Genomic DNA, 21,766 nt, shown 5'->3' with positions numbered 1-21,766 from the left:
AAAGGGCAAACAGAAAGCCCTACGCCGCCGCGTCGCTGCGTTCGAACTCGGCCAGTTCGGCGGTCAGGCTGGCCAGTTCCTGGCCGCCGGCCATCATCTCCAGCACCTGCTCGCGGCTGATCTCGCTCTTCGGGAAGGTGCCGAGGCAGCGGCCGCGGTTCAGCAGGGTGAAGGTGTCGGCCACCGGATAGGCGTGGTGGACGTTGTGGGTGATGAAGATCACCCCCAGGCCCCGCGCCCGCGCCTGCACGATGTAGCGCAGCACCACCGAGGCCTGCTTGACGCCGAGGGCCGAGGTCGGCTCGTCCAGGATCAGCACCTTGGCGCCGAAATGCACGGCCCGGGCGATGGCGACGCATTGCCGCTCGCCGCCCGACAGGGTGCCGACCGCCTGGCCGGGGTCGCGCACGTCGATGCCGATCTCGCGCATCGCCGCGCGGGCGATGGCGTTGGCCTTGTCCATGTCGATGCGCCGGGTCGGGCCCCAGCCGACCGTCGGCTCGCGGCCCATGAAGAAGTTCCGGGTGATACTCATCAGCGGCACCATCGCCAGGTCCTGGTAGACCGTGGCGATGCCGTGGTCGAGCGCGTGGCGCGGCGAGGTGAAACGCACCTCGCGGCCTTCCACCAGCATCTGGCCTTCGCTGGGCTGGTGCACGCCGGCCAGGGTCTTGATCAGGGTCGATTTGCCGGCGCCATTGTCGCCCAAGAGGGCCAGCACCTCGCCGGGGCGGACCGAGATGGTGATGTCCTTCAGCGCCACCACCGAGCCGAAATACTTGCAGACGCCGCGCAGCTCGACGAGGGGCGCGGCCCCGGCGGGCGGAGTGGATTGGGCGTTCACGACCGGCCTCCCGTCACCTTGCGGCGGATGTAGTTGTTCACGATCACAGCCAGCAGCAGCATCACCCCGAGGAAGACCTTGAACCAGTCGGTGTTCACGCCGGAGTAGAAGATGCCCATCTGCACCACGCCGAAGATCAGCGCGCCGAAGGCGGCGCCAATCACCGAGCCGTAGCCGCCGGTCAGCAGCGTGCCGCCGATCACCACGGCGATGATGGCCTCGAACTCCTTCAACAGGCCGCGGTCGGCGGCGGCGGAGCCGAACTCCATCACCTGGCAGGCGGCGAAGACGGTGGCGCAGAAGGCGGTGCCCATGAACAGCAGAACCTTCACCCGGCCGACCGGCACGCCCATGTTGCGCGCCGCGGTGTTGTCGCCGCCGACGGCGAAGATCCAGTTGCCGAAGCGGGTGCGAAGCAGGATCCAGGCGCCGATCGCGGTCAGCGCCAGCCACCACACCACCAGCACTGGCAGGCCGGGGACGACCGGGCTGCCGTCCGGGAAGGTGTCGATCAGGCCGATGCCGCCGGCCCAGCGGTAGAGCCCGTCCAGCACCGTGCCGGTGAACAGCGGCGCCAGCCAGTCGGCCGCCGCCGGGTCCTTGACGCCGCCGACGATGGTGCGGTTGGTGAACAGGATCGACAGCGCGATGGTCATGCCGCGCAGGATGAACAGGAAAGCCAGGCTGACGATGAAGCTGGGCAGGCCGGTGCGCACCACCAGCCAACCGTTCAGGGCGCCGATGGCGAGGGCGCCGGCGAAGGCGAAGACCAGCGACAGCCAGACCGGCCAGCCGAAGAACACGGTCGGGATCGCGATCATCATGCCGGCGAAGCCGATCATCGAGCCGATCGACAGGTCGAACTCGCCGGCGATCATCAGCAGGCTGGCGCCGACCGCGAGGATGCCGAGTTGGGCCGAGACCACCAGCCAGTTCGAGATGCCGTCGGCGCTGAACATGCCAGAGCCGCCGGCGGTGAGACCGAAGAAGACGAAGACCAGCACGGTGCCGGCCATGGCGCCGAGCTCGGGGCGCGAGAGCAGGCGCGAGGCTAGGGAGACCGAGCGCAGCCGTTCGTCGCCCGCGGGGCGCGGACCGGGCGCCCGGCCCTGCGGCATCCTGGTGTCTGTCTGGAGGGTGGTCATGGCGTCTTCCGGGCTTGGGGCGGGAAGAGGGGGGGCCGGTCGGGGGCCGGGGCGTCTCCGGGAGTCCTCGTTCCTTCCCTGTCATTGCCGGGCTTGACCCGGCAATCCAGAGGGTCTCGACAGTCTCTGGATGCCCGGGTCAAGCCCGGGCATGACAGGAAAAGTTACGGAGTGGGTAGGAGTTCTTGAACTTACCGGTATTCGCCGGCCAGCTTTTCGACCAGGGCGATGTTGTCCTTGGTGATGAAGCCGGGGCCGGAGTTGATGTTGTTGCTGGGGATCACGCCGTAGCGGACGTAGTTCGCCAGCAGCACCACCGGCAGATACCCCTGCAGATAGGGCTGCTGGTCGATGGCGAAAGTCACCGTGCCGTCCTTGATGCCGGCAGCGATCGCGGCGCTCAGGTCGAAAGTGGCGAAGAAGATCTTGCCGGCCTGCTTGTTGGCCTGCAGCACCGCGATGGTCGGCTCGGCCGAGTTCGGGCCGAGGGTCAGGATGCCGTTGGTGTCCGGGTTGGCGCGCAGATAGGCCGAGACCTTGGTTTGCACCTCGCCCGGATCCATGCCCGAATCGATCATCTGGTTGCCCAGCGGCACGCCGAGCGCGTCGGCGAAGCCCTGGCAGCGCTCCACCGAGGCAGGGTTGGTGATGTAGTGGTTGACGCAGAGGAACTTGGTGACGCCGGCGGCCTTGGCCTTCTCGCCCGCGCCCTTGCCGGCGTCGTATTCCGGCTGGCCGATATGCATCAGCGCGCCGAGCTCTTTGCTCTGCTCCGCCGTGCCGGAGTTGATGGTGATGACCGGGATGCCCTTCTTCACCGCATCGGTGATCGGGCCCTTCAGCACGTCGAAATCGGCGATGGTGATGATGATGCCGGCGGGCTTCGACGCGGTGGCCTGCTGCAGGATGCGGGCCATGTCGGCGAGGTCGCCGGTCGACGGGTTCTGGTAGTCCACGGTGGCGCCGACCTGCTGCCCCGCCTCGCGGATCGCGGTCTTGATCGTGTTCCACCAGCTGTCGGAATCGGGCGCGTGGCTGATCAGCACGAAGCGCTCATTGGCCGCCTGCGCCGCCTGGGACGCGGCCGCCAGGCCCAGCACCATGGCGGCGCCCATGGCCGCGCCGCACAGCAATGTCCGAAGCATTCCTGGTCCTCCCTCGGTTTCGTCGCCCGATTCATCGGGGCCGGGGAGGGGCGTCCGCCCGGGTCCGGCGCCGAAGTCGTTCGATCGCTGGAATTGAACAGGATTTTTAATGGCAACGCAATTCAGAATTTCTGTTCTATTTCCGATTCGGCCGTTTCAGGGTGCGCCGGCGCCGCGCAGCCCGGCCTCCAGGATCGCCCCCACCCGGCCGGCCAGCGCGTCCAGCCCGCTGTCGCTCACCAAGTCGTCGGCCAACTGGCCGGAGATGATCAGCAACGCCAAGCCGTGCAACTGAGCCCAGGCGGCCACCACCGCGGCCCGGTCCGCCCCCGGCGCCAGGCTCAGGACAGCCTGGCGCAGCCCGTCATAGGCGCGCTCGCCCACGGTCCACAGGGCCGGGTCGGCCGATTTCCGCAGCCCGCCGTCGAACATCAGCCGGTACAGCCCCGGCTGCTCCCGCGCGAAGCCGAGATAGCCGCGGAACCCCGCCGCCATCCCGGACCCTGCCGGGATCTTCGCCAGCCGGGCGGACAGAATGGCGAATCCGTCCGCCGCCACCGCGGCCAGCAGCGCCTGCCGGGTCGGGAAATGCCGGTAGGGCGCGTTGTGCGAGACGCCGACGCGGCGGGCGACGTCGCGCAGGCTCAGCGATTCCGGCCCGGCCTCTTCCAGGATCTCGCGCGCCGCCGTCACCAGTGCCCGGCGCAGGTCGCCATGATGGTAGGGCTGCCCGCCCCGTTCCGATGTTGACACGGTCCACATCCAACCTTATGTTGCTAATGTCAACATCGACCGGATCGGTCCTGCTGTAAAGGCCGCAACGATGCTTTCCCTCGCCCTCGCCGCGCTGTTCTGGGTGGTGCTGCATCTCGGCGTCGCCGGTCCCCTCCGCCCCGCCCTGGCTGTGCGGCTGGGGGAGATGGGCTATCGCGGCCTGTTCTCGGCGCTCAGCGCCGTCGGCCTGGTCTGGCTGATCCTCGCCTATCGCGGCGCGCCTTACGATCCGCTGTGGGACCCGGCGCCCTTCTGGGTGCCGGCGGTGCTGGTCCTGCTCGGCTTCGTGCTACTGGCTTACAGCCTCGGTCCATCCAACCCGACCCAGGTGGGGGCGGAGCGGCTGGGCAGCGAGCTTCCGGTCGCCGGCATCACCCGCATCACCCGCCACCCGATGCTGTGGGCGTTCACGCTCTGGGCGCTGGCGCATCTGACGGTGAACGGCCATTGGGCCGGGGTGCTGCTGTTCGGCGCCATCCTGGTCACCGCCGTGAACGGCATGGTCTCGATCGACCGCAAGCGGGCGGCGCGGCTGGGGCCTGCCTGGGGCGACTTCGCCCGCCGCACCTCGCGCCTGCCCTTCGCTGCCATTCTGTCCGGCCGCGGCCGGCTCGCGCTTGGCGAGCTGGCGCTGTGGCGGCTCGACCTCGGGGTCCTGCTGTTCGTCGCCGCGCTGTGGCTGCACGGGTTCCTTTAGGACAGCCTAGCCGATCACTTCCCTCAGGGCGCTGACCACGCGTTCGACATCGCCGTCCTGCATGGCCGGGAACAGCGGCAGCGACAGGCAGCGGGCGTAGAAGGACTCGGCACCGGGCAGGGGCCGGCGGCCGTAGAGCTCCTCGTAATAGGGCTGCCGGTTCACCGGAATGTAGTGTACCTGGGTGCCGATCCCCCTGGCGTGCAGGGCGCGCACCACCTGGCCGCGGGTCTGGCCGATCGCGGCGAAGTCGATCAGCACCTCGTAGAGATGCAGCACCGGGTCGCAGCCGGGCGCCTTGGCGATCGGCCGCACCGCCGGGGCCAGTGGCGCCAGCGCGTCGTCGTAGCGCGCGGCCAGCGCCCGGCGCCGGGCCTTGAACCAGTCCAGCTTGCGCAGCTGGCTGATACCGAGCGCCGCCTGGATGTCGGTCAGCCGGTAGTTGAAGCCGATCTCCTGCATCTCGTAATACCAGGGGTTCACCCCGGCCTGGGCAGGGTCGACCGCCAGATCGGTGTTGATGAAGGCGTCCGGGTCCCGGGTCATGCCGTGCGAGCGCTGCCGCGCCAGCTTCTGCTGCAGCGCCGGATCGGCCGAGGTGACCATGCCGCCCTCGCCCAGCGCGATGGTCTTGACCGGATGGAAGGAGAAGCAGGCGAGGTCGGAATGGGTGCAGGTGCCGACCTGGACCCGGCCCCCCGCCATCTCGTATTCGGTGCCCAGCGCGTGGCAGGCATCCTCGATCACGAAGGCGCCATGCCGGCGGGCGATCTCGGAAATCGGCGCCAGGGCCACGGTCTGGCCGGCCAGATGCACCGGCAGGGCGGCACGGAACCGGCCCTCCGGATGGATCTGCGGGATCCGGGCGATCGCCGCCTCCAGGTCCTCCGGCCGCATCAGCCCGGTCTCCGGGTCGACATCGGCGAAGACCACGTCGGCGCCGACATAGCGGGCGCAGTTGGCGGTGGCCAGGAAGGTCACGGCCGGGACGATGCAGACATCGCCGGGCCCGAGACCGAGCGCCAGCGTCGCCAGATGCAGCGCCGCTGTGCCGTTCGAGCAGGCGGCCGCGAAGGGCGCGCCGGTGGCGGCGCAGAAGGCGCGCTCGAACTCGCCGACCGTCGGGCCGGTGGTCAGGTAGTCGGCCTGCAGCGCCCGGGCGACGGCGTCGATGTCGTCCTGGTCGATGTACTGGCGGCCATAGGGCAGGAAGGTCACGATGATCGCCTCCGAACCGCGCGGGCCTCGGGGAAGGGGACGGGGAGACGGCCCCGGCGGGCCGTCAGTTCGCGTGCCGCTCCAGGATCTCCAGCAGCCCGCGGTCGTCCAGCCATTCGGTGTTGTTGTCGCTGCAGTAGCTGAAGCGGTCGGGCACCGGCCGGCCGCCGCCCTCCTCGGTGAAGGAGGTGCGGGTGTATTCGCCGAACTGCGGCTCGATCACGTAGCGGTCCGGCAGCTCCACCGTCGCATGGGCATCGTCGACCGCGATCATCGCCTCGTGCAGCTTCTCGCCCGGCCGGATGCCGACGGTGCGGTGCGGCAGCTTCGGCGCCAGGGCGCGGGCCAGCTCGGTGATCTTCATGCTCGGGATCTTCGGCACGAAGATCTCGCCGCCGCGCATGATCTCGAAGTTCGACAGCACGAAGTTCACGCCCTGCTGCAGCGTGATCCAGAACCGGGTCATGCGGTCGTCGGTGATCGGCAGGTATTCCGCCTTCTGCTCCAGAAGCTGGCGGAAGAACGGCACGACGCTGCCGCGCGAGCCGACGACGTTGCCGTAGCGGACCACGGCGAAGCGGGTGCCGATGTCGCCCGACAGGTTGTTGGCGGCAACGAAGGTCTTGTCCGACGCCAGCTTGGTGGCGCCGTACAGGTTGACCGGATTGCAGGCCTTGTCGGTCGACAGGGCGATGACCTTCTTGACCCGGTTCTGCAGCGCCGCCCAGACCACGTTCTCGGCGCCCATGATGTTGGTGTGGATGCATTCCGACGGGTTGTGCTCCGCCGCCGGAACCTGCTTCAGCGCCGCCGCATGGATGATGTAGTCGACGCCGCGGGTGGCCAGCGCCAGCCGCTCGCGGTCGCGCACGTCGCCGATGAAGAAGCGCATGCAGCTGTGGACCTCGGCCGGGTAGGCGGCCCGCACGGCGTTCTGCATGTCGTACTGCTTCAGCTCGTCGCGCGAGAAGATGATCAGCTTCCGCGGACGATAGCGCTGCAGGATGGTGGAAACGAATTTGCGCCCGAAGGAGCCGGTGCCGCCCGTGACGAATAGGACCTTGCCGTTCAGGTCGACGAGATTGTCGTCAAAAGTACGGTACATGAATCACCAGCGCTGTTGAAAAGGACGGACAGCTACATGAAAGCTTGGGAGGACCGGTCCGAAACCGTTCCGGCCCCGTGCGCGAACACTTCAGCCTATAGCCATATGCATGGTGATTTGCAACGCGGTCCGGCCGGCTGCCGGCCGTGGTTACCGCTTTGGGAAGGCGGCACAATTTTTGACCACAGATCTCCCGTTTGGCGGGTGAGGGCCGACCTCTCAATCCGCCGGCGGGACGGCCGCTCCAGATCGCAGCCGGGGCGGCGTCTCGGCGGCGCGGGCGCCGACGACGCCGGATCCGCCGATGACGAGAACTGGTTTCTGCCGGGTCACGGGCATTACCATGGCTCCCGATGAGGCTCGGACCGGCCCGCCCTTGCAGTCGGCCGAGTGAACTTACATCTGGTAAGTTGCCGGTGGTAATTTCAGGGACGGGGCGAGCAGCCCGGCCGAGGAGCGCGGATCAGGAGATGAGCCCAGCCCCAGCCAGGAAGCTGCCGAAGGCGGAGCGGCGCGACCAGCTGCTCGACACCGCGCTTGCGATCGTGCGCGAGGAGGGGACCGACGCGCTGACCCTCGGCCGTCTCGCCGAGCGCGCCGGCGTCAGCAAGCCGATCGCATATGAGCATTTCGGCACCCGCTCCGGGCTGCTGATCGCCCTCTACGAGCGCATCGATGACCATCAGGTGGCGGCGCTGCTGCAGGCACTCGAGCGCACGCCGCGGCGGCTCGAGGATGTCGCCCGGGTGATGAGCGGCGCCTACATGGCCTGCTATCTCACCGCCGGGCCGGAGGCGCACGCCATCACCGCCGCGCTGAGCGGCGACGGGCAGATGGAGGCGTTCCACCAGCGGCTGCTGGACCGCTACGTCGCCTTCTACCAGGACGCGCTGGCGCCGTATTCGGCCCTGCCGCCCGACGAGTTGCACCTTCGCTGCGTCGGCCTGATCGGCGCGGCGGAGGCGATCTCGCGCGACATGCTGCGCGGGCGGATGGACGAGACGAGGGCCACGGCGGCCCTGGCCGCGCTGATCGTCGGCGGGCTGGCGAAAGCCTGAGCCGCAGCCTCATTCGCTGCTGCGGTCGGCTCCGAGCAGGCGGATGGAGCTGGCCTGCGGGCCCATCGGGCCTTCGCCGGTGGCCCGGGTCAGGTGCACCATCATGCCGACCGCCAGCTCGTCGAAGCGGCCGTCGACCACGGCGTTGCGGGTGAAATAGAGGCTGCCGGCCGCCTTGGCCTCGACGAAGCCATAGCTCTGCTCGGGGAACAGGCGGGTGATCGTCCCGGTCTCGCCCGCCGCCTCATGCGTCTTCACCTCGCCCTGGGCGATGTTGGAGGCTTCGTCCAGCTTCCGCTCCACAACGTCAAAGCTGCGGTTGACCACGGCAGCCTGGTCCCGCGAATTGCGCCGCTCCTCCATATCCTTGACCACGATCTTGGGCTTGCCCGGGATCTCGGCCTCGACCGCGATGCCGAGCGGCGGCCTTGCGCCCCCGCGGGCCGGACGATGGGGGGCTTCGATCACCACGCGGCAGCCGCTCAGGTTGGGATAGAGCCGGTCGAGCCGGTCGACGCGGTCGCGCACCATCGCCTTCATGGCGTCCGATCCTTCGATGTTCTTGAAGGAAAGCTGCAACGGCTTCTGCATTTTTGGCCTCCACCACGTTTATCCGGCGGGCTGCCGCCCTCTCTGGCGAACCGCTCCGGGCGTCCGCGAGTTCCCGGGATGACGCGCGGATGCCGCCGATCAGGCCGGGGCCGCGGCGGGCCAGCGCCAGGCGATGATGAAGCAGGCCGCGGCTGCCGCGCCAGTCGCCGTGCGCACATGGTTCCAGGCGGTCCAGGTCGAGAGATAGCGGGCCCAGACGGCGGCGCCTTCGGTGCTGGCCGGTTCGACCGCCGCCAGGGCATTGTTCAGCGGCACGTTGCCCGCCATCGTCACCGCGATGTTGCCGATGACATAGAGCGCGGCCCCGGCCAGCACCAGGGTCGGGTGGGGCCCGGCCCAGCCGAGCAGGGCTCCGATCGCCACGATGATGCACAGCGCCGCGGTGCCCATGAAGGCACCGAGGAAGACCGGATTCAGCACCACGATGTTGATCGACTGCATGGCGGAGATCCCCTGCGGCGCCGGCAGTCGGGCGAGGGCGCCCATCACGAAGGTCGAGAAGGCGAAGAAGATGCCGCCGACCAGGCCGGAGCCCAGCGCCGACAGCAGCACCAGGACCGACATCAGACGCTCGCCCATTTCAGCTCTCCGTCGTCGGGTGGCAGGGGAGGGATCCGGCGACTCAGCGGCTTGCGTGCTTGCATCACACTCGCCCACGGGGCCATGATCGCTCTTAATGTGAGTGTTTGTCACTTCTTTGAAAGTGATAATTCCTCACATTCGTTGCGTCAAGAGGATTTGCGAGGACCCGTCATGGCCAGTTCTGCCACCACCCAGGCCGCCGATCCGGCGGGCCCGCTGCGCCGCGCGCCGAGCCAGCGCCGCAGCCGCGAGCGGGTGGAGCGGATCCTGGCGGTGGCGACGGAGCTGATCGCGGCGCAGGGCAGCGACGCGCTGCGCATGGCCGAGGTGGCGGCGAAGGCCGGCATCTCGATCGGTTCGCTGTATCAGTACTTCCCGGACAAGGCGGCGATCATCCGCACCCTGGCCGAGCGCATCAACGCCGAGGGGCGGGCCTGCATCGAGGAGGGACTGCGGGGCGTGCGCGACGCTGCCGGGCTGCGCGATGCCTTCGGCCGGCTGATCGATACTTATTACGGGCTGTTCCTGGCCGAACCGGTGATGCGCGACATCTGGTCGGGCCTGCAGGCCGACAAGGGGCTGCGCGAGATCGACCTGGAGGACAGCCGAATCAACGGCAGGGTCCTGGCCGAGGTGCTGGCCCGGATCGACCCCGGCGCCGACCGGGCCGGGCAGTTCATCCGTGCCTTCCTGGCGATGCAGCTGGGCGAGGCGACGATGCGGCTCGCCATCTCGGTCGGCCGCGACGAGGGCGACGCGCTGGTCGAGACCTATAAGCGCATGGCGCTGCGCGAACTGGCGCCGGAACGGGACGCGGATCGCCCGAAATGATCATCGAGACGACAGACCGTCTGTCGGCTGCCGATGTCTCGAACTGTGACTTCTCGCGCTGCGGCACGAGGTGGCGCTGTTCTGGTACCTGGTGTTCCCGAAGGAACCATAAAGCTGGGTGGTGGTGCGGGCGGTCGGGGTCGAACCGACACTCTGTCACCAGAACTGGATTTTGAGTCCAGCGCGTCTGCCAATTCCGCCACGCCCGCGCGGGGCCGCATCATAGGGAGCGGCGGAGTCCCGTCAACGAAATTGCGCGGCTGCTCAACCTTCGGTGCCGGCGGTCGGCAGGGCCAGGCCGGTCTTCACCGCGTCGAACACGAAATGGGTGTCGAAGCGCCGGATGTTCGGATCGGTCATGAACAGCCGGTCGACGGCCTCGCGACTGGCCCGCATGCCGGTGACGGCGATGATCACCAGATAATCCCGGCTGCCGGCCAGGTCGTAGCATTGCTGCACCTCCGGCGCCGCCCGCATGCGGTCCTTGAAGGCGCGGTGCAGGGCAACCGATTCCTGCTCCAGCGTCACGAACACCGCGGCCAGCACCACGCCGCCGAGCCGTCCCGGATCAAGCACAGCGATCTGCCGCAGCAGCAGGCCGTCGGCGCGGTAGCGGGCGATCCGGCGCTGCACCGCGCTGGGCGACAGGCCGACCGTGTGGCCAAGCTCCTCCAGCGTCCGGCCGCTGTCGGCCTGCAGCAGCGCCAGCAGCTTGTGGTCGAGGCGGTCGAGGGCGGGGTTGGTGCTCATGCAAGAATTTTGCGCATCGGCGCATGACATTTCAACAACAGCCGGAGCGGCGGCGGCTAGAGTCCCGGCATCTCAACCGGGAGACGATCCATGGACGCGCAACCACCGATCACGCCGCAGCAGATCCTTGCCGCCCGGGCCGCGATCGACCCCGTCTTCCTCGATTCGCCGGCGATGCGGCACGGCGCGCTGGACGAGGCGCTGGGCTGTGCCTGCCTGCTGAAGGTCGAGACGCTGAACCCGATCCGCTCCTTCAAGGGGCGCGGCACGGAGGCCGTGATGGCGGCCCTCGACCCGCGCCCTGCTGCCGTGGTCGCCACCTCCAGCGGCAATTTCGGCCAGGGGCTGGCGCGGGCGGCCGCCCGGCGCGGCATTGCCGCCACCATCCTGGCGCCGGCCTGGGCCAATCCGCTGAAGCTCGAGGCGATGCGCCGGCTCGGCGCCACGGTGCGGCTGGCCGACCCGGAGGACGGAGCGGGCAAGGACCTGGCCCGCCGCATCGCCGCGGAGACGGGGGCGCTGTTCGTCGAGGACGGCGGCCACCCGGTGATCTCCGCCGGGGCCGGCGTGATCGCGCAGGAGCTGACCGCCGCCGGCCATGAGGTCGACGATGTTGTGGTCCAGATCGGCGACGGCGCGCTGGCGACCGGCATCGGCTCCTGGTTCAAGGCTCATCTGCCCCAGGTGCGGATCGTCGGCGTGGTGGCGCGCGGGGCGCCCGCCATGGCGCAATCCTTCGCGGCGGGCCGCGCGATCGACACGCCGGGCACCGATACCATCGCCGACGGCATGGCCATCGCCCGCCCGGTGCCCTCGGCCGTGGCCCAGCTGCGGGCCTGCGTCGACGAGATCCTGCTGGTGGACGACGACGCCATCCTCGACGCGGCCCGGCTGCTGCTGCGCACCGCCGGGGTGCTGGCGGAACCCTCCGGCGCCGCCGGCCTGGCGGCGGTGATGACCAACCGCGACCGCTTTGCCGGCCGCCGGGTGGCGACGGTGATCACCGGCAGCAATCTCGACGCCGCCTTCCAGGCCCGGCTGCTGGGCGGCTGATCGCGACATTTGGGCGCTAGGCGGCGCACTGGCCGCGCGGCATGATCCGCGCCATGTTGCGCCGCCTCGACCTCCTCTCCTGGCTCACCGCCGCCCTCGGCATCGTGGTGCTGGGCACCGTGCTCGCCTCGCAGTATCTCGGCGGGCTGCAGCCCTGCGAGCTCTGCCTGTACCAGCGCTGGCCCTGGGGGGCCGCGATTGCGCTCGGTGTGCTGGCGGCGGTGATTCGCCCGGCGCGGCGCGTTCTGGTGCTGCTCGCGGGTCTGGTGATCCTGCTCGGCGGCCTGCTCGCGGCCTATCACGCCGGCGTGGAATATGGCTGGTTTCCGGGCTTCACCGCCTGCACCAGCACCATCTCCCTCGGCAATGGCGACGTCGCCTCCCTGCGCGACCAGCTGCTGAACGCGCCGGTGGTGCGCTGCGACGTGCCGGGCTTCGTCCTGTTCGGCATCTCGATGGCGGGATATAACGCCATCCTGTCGGTGGTCGCCGGGCTCGTCCTGCTGGCCGCCGCGATCCGTTCGAGGGCCGCATGACCGTCTCCCGCCGCCGCGCCCTGCCGGGCGATCTTTCCCGCCGCGAGCGGATCGCCCGCATGATCCGGGTCGACCATGCCGGCGAATACGGCGCCAAGCGCATCTATGAAGGCCAGCTCGCCGTGCTCGGCCGCGGCCCCAAGGGGCCGGTGATTGAGCATATGGCGGAGCAGGAGCGCGAGCATCTCGAGACCTTCGACCGGCTGGTGGCGGAGCGCGGCGTGCGCCCGACGCTGCTGCACCCGCTCTGGCATGTCGGCGCCTTCGCGATGGGCGCGGCCACCGCGCTGCTGGGCGACCGCGCGGCCATGGCCTGCACGGTGGCGGTCGAGGAGGTGATCGACGACCACTATGCCCGCCAGGCCGAGGCGCTGGGCGAGGACGAGCCGGAGCTGAAGGCGGTGATCGAGCGCTTCCGGGCGGAGGAGCTGGAGCATCGCGACATCGGCCTGGAGCACGAGGCCGAGCAGGCGCCGGGCTACCGCCTGCTGTCCGGCGCGGTGAAGGCGGCGACGCGCACCGCGATCTGGCTGTCCGAGCGGGTGTGACCATGCGGCTGCCCGCCTTCGTCGTGGCCGCGGCGGCGCTGCTCGCCGCCTCCGGCGCCCGGGCCGAGGATGTCGGCTGCGTCAACACCGCCTTCAAGCTGATCGGCCCGGACCACAAGGTCTGCGTCGAGGCCTTCACCGACCCCGACATCCCGGGCGTCGCCTGCTATCTCAGCCAGGCCCGCACCGGCGGCGTCTCCGGCTGGCTCGGCCTGGCCGAGGACCCGTCGCGCTTCGCGCTCGCCTGCCGCCAGGTCGGCCCGATCACCCTGCCGGACCGCATCGACCGGCAGAAGGAGGTGTTCGACAGCTCGACCTCGATCCTGTTCAAGGAGACGCAGGTGGTGCGGATGTACGACCGGCCGCGCAACACGCTGGTCTACCTGTCCTATTCGACCAAGCTGGTCGACGGCTCGCCGATGAACAGCGTGGCGGCGGTGCCGGTGATGCCGTGGGCACAGGAGCCGGCGCCGGGCAAGTGAGCGTCGGGTTCGCGGCCCGCGAACCCGACGCTCAATGTTCCAGCTCGGTGTCCCAGTACAGGAAGTCGCGCCAGCTCTGGTGCAGAAAATTGGGCGGAAACGCCCGCCCATTCTCCTGCAGCTCATAGGTCGTGGGCTGTTGCGGGGGCGTCAAAGGGTGCATGCCGCAATGGTCGGGCATCTGGTGCCCCTTGCGCAGGTTGCAGGCCGAGCAGGCCGCGACCACGTTGGTCCAGCTGGTGCGCCCGCCGCGGGCGCGCGGCACGACATGGTCGAAGGTCAGCTCCTGCGACGGGAAGCGCCCGCCGCAGTACTGGCAGCTGAACCGGTCGCGCAGGAACACGTTGAACCGGGTGAAGGCGGGGCGCCGCGCCGAGGGGATGTACTCCTTCAGCGAGATCACGCTGGGCAGCCGCATCTCGAAGGACGGGCTGCGCACCACCCGGTCGTATTCGGCGATGATGTTCACCCGGTCGAGGAAGACCGCCTTGATCGCCTCGTACCAGGGCCACAGGGACAGCGGGAAGTAACTCAACGGACGGAAGTCGGCGTTGAGGACGAGAGCCGGGCAGTTGTCGGGTGGGGGAGACACCATCCCACTCCTTCGCCATCACCTCGTGTCCCGCGGGGTCGCGGATGCGCCCATGGATAACCGCAGAAGCGCACTTGACGCAATATCCTGCGCCCAAAGGGCAGGAAATGTCACGATCTCGTCACGCCGCTCCGCTCGCCGCCTGCGGCAGGTGCCGGCGCAGCGCGGCGAGACCGGCGACCAGGCCCTCGGGATCGATGCCGTGGCCCAGGCCGGGCCGGGCCAGGGTCTCCACATCCACCCCGGCGCCGCGCAGCGCCTGGGCCGCCGCGGCCATGGCGGCGAACGGCACCACCGGGTCGTCCTCGCCATGCACCAGAAGCACCGGCGGGCGCGAGACGATGTCGCGGGCCAGGGCCTGGGCGCCCAGCAGCGCGCCGGAATAGCCGATCACCGCGGCGCAGGGTCGCGGCCGCCGCAAGGCGGTGTAGAGCGAGGTCATGGTGCCCTGGCTGAAGCCGACCAGCGCCAGGTCGGCGTCGGTCAGGCCGCGCTCCGCCAGCGCCTGGTCGAGGAAGCCGTTCAGGACCGGCAGCGTCGCCTGCAGCCCGGCCTCCATCACCGAGGCCGTCCGGTCCTGCAGGCTGAACCATTGCCGGCCGTAGGGCGCCATGTCGCAGGGCTCCGGCCCGTCCGGCGCCAGGAACTCGGCCTCGGGCAGGTGGGCGGCCCAATGCGGCGCCAGCCCGATCAGGTCCTGCCCGTCGGCGCCGACACCGTGCAGCAGGACGACCAGGGCCTTGGGCGCGCGGCCGCTGGCCGGGGCGAGGCGGGGGCCGAAGAGGGTGCGGCCGGAGGAGGGGCGGGTCGTATCCATGCGCCATCTGTTCCGGCGCCGCCGTCTCTTGTCAACCGCGGCCGAGGTTCCTTAGTGCTGTCAGCCATGACCGTCGTGACCCGCTTCGCCCCCAGCCCGACCGGCTTCCTGCATCTCGGCCACGCCCATTCGGCGCTGGCCGGCTGGCGCCGCGCGCGTGAGGCGGGCGGGCGTTTCCTGCTGCGGATCGAGGACATCGACCAGGGCCGCTGCCGGCCGGAATTCGAGGCTGCGATCCTGGAGGACCTGGCCTGGCTCGGCCTCGACTGGGACGGGCCGGTGCGGCGCCAGTCGGACCACTGGGACGACTACCGCTCGGCGCTCGCCGTGCTGGAAGGGCAGGGGCTGATCTATCCCTGCTTCTGCACCCGGCGCGAGATCCTGGCCGAGATCGCGGCGATGCAGAGCGCGCCGCACGGCCCGGCGGACACGCCGGACGGATCGCCGCTCTATCCCGGCACCTGCCGCCGCCTGTCGCCGCGGGAACGGGCCGGCCGCCTGGCCGAAGGCCGTCCCTACGCGCTGCGACTCGACATGGCCGAGGCGATTCGGCGCGCCGGGCCGCTATGGTGGACCGACGAGCTGGCCGGCGAGCAGGTGGCGCGGCCGGAACGGCAGGGCGACGTGGTGCTGGCGCGCAAGGAGACGCCGACCAGCTATCACCTGGCAGTGACGGTGGACGACGAGATCCAGGGCGTCACCGTCGTCACCCGCGGCCTTGACCTGTTCGAGGCCACCCATGTCCACCGGCTGCTGCAGGCGCTGCTCGGATACCGGGTGCCGGTGTGGCGCCACCACGCGCTGCTGACCGATGCGGCCGGCAAGCGCCTGGCCAAGCGCAGCGACGCAGCGTCGATCCGCGCCTACCGGGCGCAGGGCAGCTCCGCCGCCGAGGTGCGGGCGCTGGCCGGGTTTCCGGACTAGCATCGGCCGCTGGACCCATCGACTCCGGAGCCGATATGACCGCCGCACCGACGATCCGCTTCGTCCGACCGACAGATTTCGACCAGTGGCTGCCGCTGTGGGACGGCTACAACGAGTTCTACGGCCGCGTCGGTGAGACCGCGCTGCCCGCCGAGATCACGCGGGCCACCTGGGCGCGCTTCTTCGACGCCTATGAGCCGGTGCATGCGCTGGTGGCGGAGGTCGACGGGCAGTTGCTGGGCCTGACCCATTACCTGTTCCACCGCAGCACCACCATGCTGGGCCCGACCTGCTATCTGCAGGACCTGTTCACCAGCGCGGCGGCGCGCGGCCGGGGCATCGGCAAGGCGCTGATCGAAGGCGTGTACGAACAGGCCAGGGCCGCCGGCGTCACCCGCGTCTACTGGCAGACGCACGAGACCAACCAGACCGCGATGCGGCTCTACGAAAATGTGGCCGACCGCTCGGGATTCATCGTCTATCGCGGGCGGCTGTAGAGACCGTCTGCAAATGCTACTGGCGCGGCCACCTGACGGCGGTTTCTGCGCTTCCGGTGCTCACGGACTATAACGTCCGCTGCGCGCCGGTTCTCGAAACCACCGCCAGCCGACTCACGCCAGCGCATTTCCAGACGGTCTCTGACGCCGCCTATCGGTCCAGGATCTTCTCGCGCTGCTCTTCGTACTCGTCCTGGGTGATCGCGCCCTGGCGATAGGCGTTGTCCAGGTCGATCAGCTCCTGCCCCGTCGTCGCGCCGGCGCGGCCGGGCGGCGGCGTGTGGCTGCCGCCGCCGCAGGCGGCAACCGGAAGGGCCAGGGCGAGGGCGAGCGGCAGGAATCGCATGGAGGCTCCAGGGTCGACATTGGCTGTTGAACGCCACGCAACGATGTTTGTTCCGGTCAGCGGGCGCCGCCGCCGGAGGGCGGATCCGTAGGCTCGCGCAGGCCGCGGCACAGCGCCAGATAATCCGGCATGTCCGGCCCCACGACCCCGCGCCGGATCGCCAGATCGATGATCACCAGGGCGACGTTGAACTTGAAGTCCTCGGTGTCGCGCACCCGCTCCAGCACCGTCGCCAGCGGCCAGCGCTCGAAGCTTTCGACCTCGCCGTCGGTGTTGCGCGGCGCGAAGCCGGGCGCCAGCGCCAGGTCGTAGACGAACAGCGTGTCCCGGCGCAGGCCCTCGGCCGTCTCCATCATGTAGGTGATGGCGCCGGTCGGCACCGCCTGCCGTGCCAGCTCCGGCGGGATCGCGGCTTCCTCGGCGCATTCCTTGACCACGTTCTCGGCCAGGCTCAGCCCGTCCGGCTGGCCGCCGGCGACGATGTTGTCGAGCTTGCCGGGCGCCAGCGCCCGGTCGGCCGCGCGCTTCGCGATCCACAGCAGCGGGCCGTCCGGCGCCTCGACCAGGCCGTTGAGATGGATGCCGAAGGACTTGATGCCCAGCGCCACGGCGGCGCCGCGATCGACCGTGGCCAGAAGCGGCGCGCCCCATTCGGCCAGCACCGGATAGCGCTCGTTCCGGCGCTTGCGCACCAGCCCGGCCTCGATCAGCCGGTCGGTGACCTCCTCCAGCGCCTCGGCCCGCGCCTCGGGCCCGGACAGGCGCTCGTCCAGCCGCCAGCCGCGCCCGTCCAGCCGCCAGCCGCGCCCGTCCGGCCGCAGCGGCCCGGGCCGCCGGTCGAGCAGGTCGGCCACGGGCGGGGTGACCCAGCCGGCGACAGCGTCGCCGATCCGCCACGGACGCAGCCGGGCGGGATCATGGGCGGTGCAGGTGCGGATTCGGTCGAGCAGGCTCATGGTCCCGGTCTAGAGCATGTCGGGCGCCCGGGAAACGACGATCCTTCGGCGCCGGGTCCGGGCCGGCACGGGAGGCGTGCAACCGGCGGCGGGAAGGCTTACCTTGGCGCGACCGCGGCCTCGACGGCCGGATCGGGGATGAAAGGAGTTGCGGGTGCGGCAGGTGGGGATCGGTCGGATCGCGACGACAGGCGGCGCGGCGCTGCTGCTGCTGGCCCTGGCCGGGCCGGCTGGGGCGGCAGTCGATCTCGGCAACCTGTCGGCGGACGACATGCGGGCGCTGCAGCGCATCCTCGAGACCGAACGGACCAACGCGCCGAAACGCCTGCCTTCCGGCCTCTCCGTCACCGTGATCAAGACCCAGACCTCGCCGCGCGTCTGCCGCGTCTTCCGCATCGGCCGCCAGGGCCAGGAAGGACAGGCCGTGGGCTGCCGTGTCGGCGCCCAGCGCTGGGCGCTGAACGCCTCGATCGACGCGGCCCAGGCCGCCCCGGTCGACCCGTCGCCGGAGGAACCGGCGGTGCGGCCCAAGGTCGTGGCCCAGTCGCGGCCGGTCCAGAATTCCGAGGACGAGGGGGGGGAGGAGGCCGGGGCGGCGGCCGCGCCGGCGGCGCCGGCCCGCGGCGTGGCGCCCCAGGCCCCCGCGCGCGATGCCGCCGCACCGCCGAAGGAGACCCAGGTGGCGGCGCTGCCGCGGGCGCCGTTCCAGGCGCCGAAGCCGCTGGCCCGGCCGGATGCCCCCGTCGCGCCCGAGCCGGCGGCCGCAGGCCCGACCCAGGCGCCCGTGCCGCGCGCCCGGCCGGCCGCAGGCGGCCCGGCTTCCGCCGCGGCGGCCGCCCCGCAGCCGGCCGCGCCCCTGGTCGGGATCGACCCGAGCCTGCGGGTGCTGACCTCGCCCCCGGCCGTTCCGGCGCCGCGGCCACGCCCGGGCTCGGGCCAGCCGGTCGCCGTCGCTGCGGCGCCGCCCGCAGCGCCCGCACCGGCGGCTGCGCCCGCGGCGCCGGTCGCGTCGGCCGCCCCGACTCCCGCGGCGGCAGCGCCCGCGCCGGCGGGTCCGGAATCGCTGATCAACGTGCCGCCCGCGGCCTTCGTGCAGCCGCCGGCGGTGGAGGCGCTGCTGCCCCGGGCAGACGCCCCGGCGACGGGGCCGGCGCCCATCACCGTGCCGCCGCCGCGGTCCCGGCCGGTCGTGGCCGCGGCCCACCCGGCCCAGGGCGCCGCGACGCCCGCGACCCGGCCGCCGCCGCCCGGTGCCGCGGATGTGCCGGTGCCGCGCCGCCGCCCGGGCTGATCCCCGGTCGATGACGGTTTCGCGCAATCGCTCTGGGCGACGCCCCGGGCGCGCCCTATAGTCCTTGCATGAGCATCGTCTTTCTCGTCCTGGCCGTGGTCTGCATGCTCGGGGTGGTCGCCTCGCTCGCGACCGGCGTGTTCGGGATGGCCCAGAACGGGCCGTTCAACCGGAAGTGGGGCAACAAGCTGATGCAGGCCCGCATCGGCTTCCAGGCCCTGGCCATCCTGTTCTTCGTGCTGGCCCTGTGGACCGCCTGAGCGACCCGGCCCTGCGGCAGCCATGGTCACGCTGACCCGGATCTACACCCGCGGCGGCGACGCCGGGCAGACCTCGCTGGTCGGCGGCCGGCGCGTGGCCAAGCACGACCTGCGGGTCGAGGCCTTCGGCACGGTGGACGAGGCCAATGCCGTGATCGGCCTGGCCCGGCTGCAGACGGCCCGATCCGATCCGGGGGGCGAAGCCGACGCCATGCTCGGCCGGATCCAGAACGATCTGTTCGATCTCGGCGCCGACCTGGCGACGCCGGAGGAGCCGGCGCCGAAATATCCCCCGCTGCGGGTCACGGCGGCGCAGGTGGAGCGGCTGGAGCGCGAGATCGACGCCATGAACGCGTCCCTGGCGCCGCTGAACAGCTTCGTGCTGCCGGGCGGCAGCGCCGCCTCGGCCCATCTGCACCATGCCCGCACCGTGGTACGCCGGGCGGAGCGGCTGGTCTCGGCCCTCGGCGCGGCGGAGCCGGTCAACCCCGAGGCGCTGAAATACGCCAACCGCCTGTCCGACCACCTGTTCGTTCTGGCCCGCCATCTGAACGGCGACGGCAAGGAGGATGTGCTGTGGGTCCCCGGGGCGCACCGATGAGCGCCCGCGCGATAACGCACCTGCTGCGGCCGCCTGACGGCGGTTTCTGCGCTTCCGGTGCTCACGGACCCTCATGTCCGCTGCGCTCCGGTTCTCGAAACCACCGCCATCCGGCTCGCATCAGGCGCGCTCTCGCACGGGCTTCGAGCCGATCTGCCCAGAGCTTGGGCAAGATGCTTGCGCCGGCGGCAGTCGCGTTGACAAGCTCTGTCGGACATCACTATCGTTCGACCTCTTTGCTGCACCGCACCAATGCGGGCGGCCGGCGGGACAGGGACGTTCGGAGCGGAACCCAGGCATGATCCAGACGATCGGCGTCATCGGCGCAGGGCAGATGGGCAGCGGCATTGCCCAGGTCGGCGCCCAGAGCGGCTTCACCATCCGGCTCCTGGACGTCGATCCGAAAGCCCTGGAGCGGGCGCGGGAGTCGATCGAAGGCCATGTCGACCGCCTGATCGGCCGCGGCAAGCTGACCGCCGAGGAGAAGCCGGCGGTGCTGGCCCGGATCCACACGGCGTCGGAGTACCAGGCGTTCAAGGATTGCGACCTGGTGATCGAGGCGGCGACCGAGAGCGAGCCGATCAAGCGCGAGATCTTCAAGCAGCTGGTGCCCCATCTGAACGAGCGGGCGATGGTGGCGACCAACACCAGCTCGATCTCGATCACCCGCCTCGCGGCCACGACCGACCGGCCCGAGCGCTTCATCGGCATGCATTTCATGAACCCCGTGCCGGTGATGAAGCTGGTGGAGATCATCCGCGGCATCGCCACCGACGACGCCACCTACGAGGCGATCCGCGACCTGGCGCTGAAGCTGGGCAAGACCCCGGCGGTGTCCGAGGATTTCCCGGCCTTCATCGTCAACCGCATCCTGCTGCCGATGATCAACGAGGCGGTCTACACCCTCTACGAGGGGGTGGGGTCGGTCGAGGCGATCGACACCTCGATGAAGCTGGGCGCCAACCACCCGATGGGCCCGCTGGAGCTGGCCGACTTCATCGGCCTCGACACCTGCCTGTCGATCATGAACGTGCTCTACGACGGGCTGGCCGACAGCAAGTACCGGCCTTGTCCGCTGCTGGTGAAATACGTCGAGGCCGGCTGGCTCGGCCGCAAGACCAAGCGCGGCTTCTACGACTATTCCAAGGACGTGCCGGTCCCCACGCGGTGAGACCATCCGAGAACACACCCGGCGCGGCCGCCTGACGGCGGACGCGCGCAGACCCCTCCCCCTTGTCCCCTCCCGCAAGGGGAGGGGGAGTGTGGGAAGGCCGGGTGGGGAATGGCAGGCGAGCGTGGGCGGTCGGCGGGTCAGCCGCCGCCGGGCTTGAGCAGCCAGGGGGCGCGGTCGAGGCGTTGGCCGGTTTCGATGTCGTACCAGCCCTGGACCGGGATCTTGTCGCTTTCGTCGAGATGCCAGTAGCGGGCGGTGTCCGGGCCTTCCTCCGGCCACCAAGAGCGGGGGGCTTGTCCTCTCCGTCCTTGGGCTTCTTCCGCCGTCCGAACCAGTCGGCGCCGGAATAGTCCGGGTTGATCCAGGCCGGGTCGGGGCGGATGCCCATGTCGCGGCAGAGGTGGAAGACGATCTCCTCCAGCGCATGCCCGGAACGGGAGAGGTCGGCGTCGATTCCCGGATCGTCGACCAGCCGCCGCCACATCGCGGCGATCTGCGCCTCGCAGGTCTCGGCGTCGAGGTCGCGGTTGGCGGCGACCGAGCAGGCGATGGCGCGGGCTACCCGGAAGCGGCGGGTCTCCTTGGCCGCGGCGCTGTCGCGGGCGTGGACAGCGGCCTTCTCCGCCATTTCCTGGCGCTTGCGGGCGAGGTGGAGCTTGAGCGCCAGCATGTGGCGGACGGCACGGCCGGCGCGGTCGAAGGCCAGACCATACTCCTTGGCCCTGGCGGCGTCGTCGGCCTGGACGGCGGCCATGGTGGCCCGGTGCATCGCCTCCGCCTGCTCCATCGCCATCTCGGCCAGCCGGTCAAGCATGCGCGCGGCCTGCTCGGCCTCGGCCTGAGTGAGGCCCGGTGCGGCGGCAGGCGGGGAGACGGAGTGCGGCTCGTTCATGGAACATATCATGAACTAGCCGCGGCCGGTTAAGCA

The 21,766-nt window shown here is 70.5% G+C and carries 27 protein-coding genes and 1 tRNA gene; 14 read left to right on the top strand and 14 right to left on the bottom strand.

The window, feature by feature from the left end; translation table 11 throughout:
* Positions 1-19: 19 nt before the first annotated feature.
* From LG391_RS05225 to LG391_RS05210, 4 genes are all read right to left on the bottom strand, one after another.
* Positions 20-844: an ATP-binding cassette domain-containing protein gene (locus LG391_RS05225; protein WP_225766923.1), complete on the bottom strand. Its 825-nt coding sequence runs from the start codon at positions 842-844 to the stop codon at positions 20-22.
* A complete protein-coding gene (locus LG391_RS05220; RefSeq protein WP_225766922.1) occupies positions 841-1,989 on the bottom strand; it encodes an ABC transporter permease in 1,149 nt (382 codons plus the stop codon). Before LG391_RS05220 ends, LG391_RS05225 begins: the two co-directional genes overlap by 4 nt.
* A gap of 191 nt (positions 1,990-2,180) precedes the next feature.
* On the bottom strand, positions 2,181-3,134 hold the full coding sequence (locus LG391_RS05215; RefSeq protein WP_225766921.1) for a sugar ABC transporter substrate-binding protein: 954 nt from the start codon (positions 3,132-3,134) through the stop codon (positions 2,181-2,183).
* Between the two features lie 156 nt (positions 3,135-3,290).
* Positions 3,291-3,887: a TetR/AcrR family transcriptional regulator gene (locus LG391_RS05210; RefSeq protein ID WP_225766920.1), complete on the bottom strand. Its 597-nt coding sequence runs from the start codon at positions 3,885-3,887 to the stop codon at positions 3,291-3,293.
* A gap of 70 nt (positions 3,888-3,957) precedes the next feature.
* On the opposite strand from LG391_RS05210, the gene LG391_RS05205 reads away from it, so the two are divergent.
* Positions 3,958-4,605 (top strand): NnrU family protein, encoded by a 648-nt coding sequence (locus LG391_RS05205; RefSeq protein WP_225766919.1) that lies wholly within the window; start codon positions 3,958-3,960, stop codon positions 4,603-4,605.
* 6 nt (positions 4,606-4,611) lie between these two features.
* On the opposite strand, the gene pseC is transcribed toward LG391_RS05205, so the two are convergent.
* Both pseC and pseB read right to left on the bottom strand, forming a co-directional pair.
* A complete protein-coding gene (gene pseC / locus LG391_RS05200; RefSeq protein WP_225766918.1) occupies positions 4,612-5,823 on the bottom strand; it encodes a UDP-4-amino-4,6-dideoxy-N-acetyl-beta-L-altrosamine transaminase in 1,212 nt (403 codons plus the stop codon).
* 64 nt (positions 5,824-5,887) lie between these two features.
* A complete protein-coding gene (pseB, locus tag LG391_RS05195) occupies positions 5,888-6,928 on the bottom strand; it encodes a UDP-N-acetylglucosamine 4,6-dehydratase (inverting) (RefSeq protein ID WP_225766917.1) in 1,041 nt (346 codons plus the stop codon).
* A 470-nt stretch (positions 6,929-7,398) separates the two neighbouring features.
* On the opposite strand from pseB, the gene LG391_RS05190 reads away from it, so the two are divergent.
* Positions 7,399-7,986 (top strand): TetR/AcrR family transcriptional regulator, encoded by a 588-nt coding sequence (locus LG391_RS05190; protein ID WP_225766916.1) that lies wholly within the window; start codon positions 7,399-7,401, stop codon positions 7,984-7,986.
* Positions 7,987-7,995: 9 nt separating this feature from the next.
* Here LG391_RS05190 and LG391_RS05185 read toward each other — a convergent pair whose 3' ends face one another.
* Complete coding sequence (locus tag LG391_RS05185) at positions 7,996-8,577, bottom strand: HPF/RaiA family ribosome-associated protein (protein WP_225766915.1); 582 nt, start codon at positions 8,575-8,577, stop codon at positions 7,996-7,998.
* 99 nt (positions 8,578-8,676) lie between these two features.
* Positions 8,677-9,177: a DUF1772 domain-containing protein gene (locus LG391_RS05180; RefSeq protein WP_225766914.1), complete on the bottom strand. Its 501-nt coding sequence runs from the start codon at positions 9,175-9,177 to the stop codon at positions 8,677-8,679.
* A 174-nt stretch (positions 9,178-9,351) separates the two neighbouring features.
* Here LG391_RS05180 and LG391_RS05175 point away from each other — a divergent pair, with 174 nt between their 5' ends.
* Positions 9,352-10,011, top strand: a complete 660-nt coding sequence (locus tag LG391_RS05175) for a TetR/AcrR family transcriptional regulator (RefSeq protein ID WP_225766913.1) — start codon at positions 9,352-9,354, stop codon at positions 10,009-10,011.
* Between the two features lie 122 nt (positions 10,012-10,133).
* Here LG391_RS05175 and LG391_RS05170 read toward each other — a convergent pair.
* A tRNA-Leu gene (locus tag LG391_RS05170) sits at positions 10,134-10,220 on the bottom strand.
* Between the two features lie 55 nt (positions 10,221-10,275).
* On the bottom strand, positions 10,276-10,761 hold the full coding sequence (locus LG391_RS05165) for an Lrp/AsnC family transcriptional regulator (RefSeq protein WP_225766912.1): 486 nt from the start codon (positions 10,759-10,761) through the stop codon (positions 10,276-10,278).
* Between the two features lie 90 nt (positions 10,762-10,851).
* On the opposite strand from LG391_RS05165, the gene LG391_RS05160 reads away from it, so the two are divergent.
* Genes LG391_RS05160 through LG391_RS05145 form a run of 4 tightly spaced genes read left to right on the top strand, consistent with a single transcriptional unit; the run spans position 10,852 to position 13,380 of the window.
* Positions 10,852-11,814 (top strand): threonine/serine dehydratase, encoded by a 963-nt coding sequence (locus LG391_RS05160; RefSeq protein WP_225766911.1) that lies wholly within the window; start codon positions 10,852-10,854, stop codon positions 11,812-11,814.
* A 53-nt stretch (positions 11,815-11,867) separates the two neighbouring features.
* Positions 11,868-12,350 (top strand): disulfide bond formation protein B, encoded by a 483-nt coding sequence (locus LG391_RS05155; RefSeq protein WP_225766910.1) that lies wholly within the window; start codon positions 11,868-11,870, stop codon positions 12,348-12,350.
* The gene (locus LG391_RS05150; protein WP_225766909.1) at positions 12,347-12,898 is read left to right on the top strand and encodes a demethoxyubiquinone hydroxylase family protein; all 552 of its coding nucleotides are present in this window, start codon (positions 12,347-12,349) and stop codon (positions 12,896-12,898) included. The genes LG391_RS05155 and LG391_RS05150 overlap by 4 nt, the downstream gene beginning before the upstream one ends.
* A gap of 2 nt (positions 12,899-12,900) precedes the next feature.
* On the top strand, positions 12,901-13,380 hold the full coding sequence (locus LG391_RS05145; RefSeq protein ID WP_225766908.1) for a CreA family protein: 480 nt from the start codon (positions 12,901-12,903) through the stop codon (positions 13,378-13,380).
* Between the two features lie 31 nt (positions 13,381-13,411).
* Here LG391_RS05145 and LG391_RS05140 read toward each other — a convergent pair whose 3' ends face one another.
* Positions 13,412-13,975 (bottom strand): HNH endonuclease, encoded by a 564-nt coding sequence (locus tag LG391_RS05140; protein WP_225766907.1) that lies wholly within the window; start codon positions 13,973-13,975, stop codon positions 13,412-13,414.
* A gap of 118 nt (positions 13,976-14,093) precedes the next feature.
* Positions 14,094-14,789 (bottom strand): alpha/beta hydrolase, encoded by a 696-nt coding sequence (locus LG391_RS05135; RefSeq protein ID WP_225766906.1) that lies wholly within the window; start codon positions 14,787-14,789, stop codon positions 14,094-14,096.
* A gap of 66 nt (positions 14,790-14,855) precedes the next feature.
* Between LG391_RS05135 and gluQRS the strand changes: the two genes are divergently transcribed.
* Together gluQRS and LG391_RS05125 are read left to right on the top strand one after the other, a co-directional pair.
* Entirely contained in the window at positions 14,856-15,713 is an 858-nt protein-coding gene (gluQRS, locus tag LG391_RS05130; RefSeq protein ID WP_225766905.1) for a tRNA glutamyl-Q(34) synthetase GluQRS, read from the top strand.
* 35 nt (positions 15,714-15,748) lie between these two features.
* On the top strand, positions 15,749-16,210 hold the full coding sequence (locus LG391_RS05125; RefSeq protein WP_225766904.1) for a GNAT family N-acetyltransferase: 462 nt from the start codon (positions 15,749-15,751) through the stop codon (positions 16,208-16,210).
* A 151-nt stretch (positions 16,211-16,361) separates the two neighbouring features.
* Here LG391_RS05125 and LG391_RS05120 read toward each other — a convergent pair whose 3' ends face one another.
* Together LG391_RS05120 and LG391_RS05115 are read right to left on the bottom strand one after the other, a co-directional pair.
* Complete coding sequence (locus tag LG391_RS05120) at positions 16,362-16,556, bottom strand: SHOCT domain-containing protein (protein ID WP_225766903.1); 195 nt, start codon at positions 16,554-16,556, stop codon at positions 16,362-16,364.
* A gap of 56 nt (positions 16,557-16,612) precedes the next feature.
* Entirely contained in the window at positions 16,613-17,512 is a 900-nt protein-coding gene (locus tag LG391_RS05115; RefSeq protein ID WP_225766902.1) for an NUDIX hydrolase family protein, read from the bottom strand.
* A 154-nt stretch (positions 17,513-17,666) separates the two neighbouring features.
* Between LG391_RS05115 and LG391_RS05110 the strand changes: the two genes are divergently transcribed.
* The 5 genes from LG391_RS05110 to LG391_RS05090 all read left to right on the top strand — a co-directional run bounded on the left by LG391_RS05110 (position 17,667) and on the right by LG391_RS05090 (position 21,763).
* Positions 17,667-18,803: a hypothetical protein gene (locus LG391_RS05110; RefSeq protein WP_225766901.1), complete on the top strand. Its 1,137-nt coding sequence runs from the start codon at positions 17,667-17,669 to the stop codon at positions 18,801-18,803.
* A 68-nt stretch (positions 18,804-18,871) separates the two neighbouring features.
* On the top strand, positions 18,872-19,063 hold the full coding sequence (locus LG391_RS05105; protein WP_225766900.1) for a twin transmembrane helix small protein: 192 nt from the start codon (positions 18,872-18,874) through the stop codon (positions 19,061-19,063).
* A 22-nt stretch (positions 19,064-19,085) separates the two neighbouring features.
* Positions 19,086-19,664 (top strand): cob(I)yrinic acid a,c-diamide adenosyltransferase, encoded by a 579-nt coding sequence (locus LG391_RS05100; RefSeq protein ID WP_225766899.1) that lies wholly within the window; start codon positions 19,086-19,088, stop codon positions 19,662-19,664.
* 298 nt (positions 19,665-19,962) lie between these two features.
* On the top strand, positions 19,963-20,835 hold the full coding sequence (locus LG391_RS05095; protein ID WP_225766898.1) for a 3-hydroxybutyryl-CoA dehydrogenase: 873 nt from the start codon (positions 19,963-19,965) through the stop codon (positions 20,833-20,835).
* A 403-nt stretch (positions 20,836-21,238) separates the two neighbouring features.
* Positions 21,239-21,763 carry a hypothetical protein gene (locus LG391_RS05090; RefSeq protein WP_225766897.1) on the top strand — a complete coding sequence of 175 codons (525 nt, stop codon included), beginning with the start codon at positions 21,239-21,241 and terminating at the stop codon, positions 21,761-21,763.
* Positions 21,764-21,766: the final 3 nt, after the last annotated feature.

This window comes from Inquilinus sp. Marseille-Q2685 (genome assembly GCF_916619195.1).
In the GTDB taxonomy this organism is placed as follows: Bacteria; Pseudomonadota; Alphaproteobacteria; order DSM-16000; family Inquilinaceae; genus Inquilinus.
The sequence above is the reverse complement of the archived record's forward strand: the minus strand, read 5'-3'. Positions and strand labels throughout refer to the sequence as shown.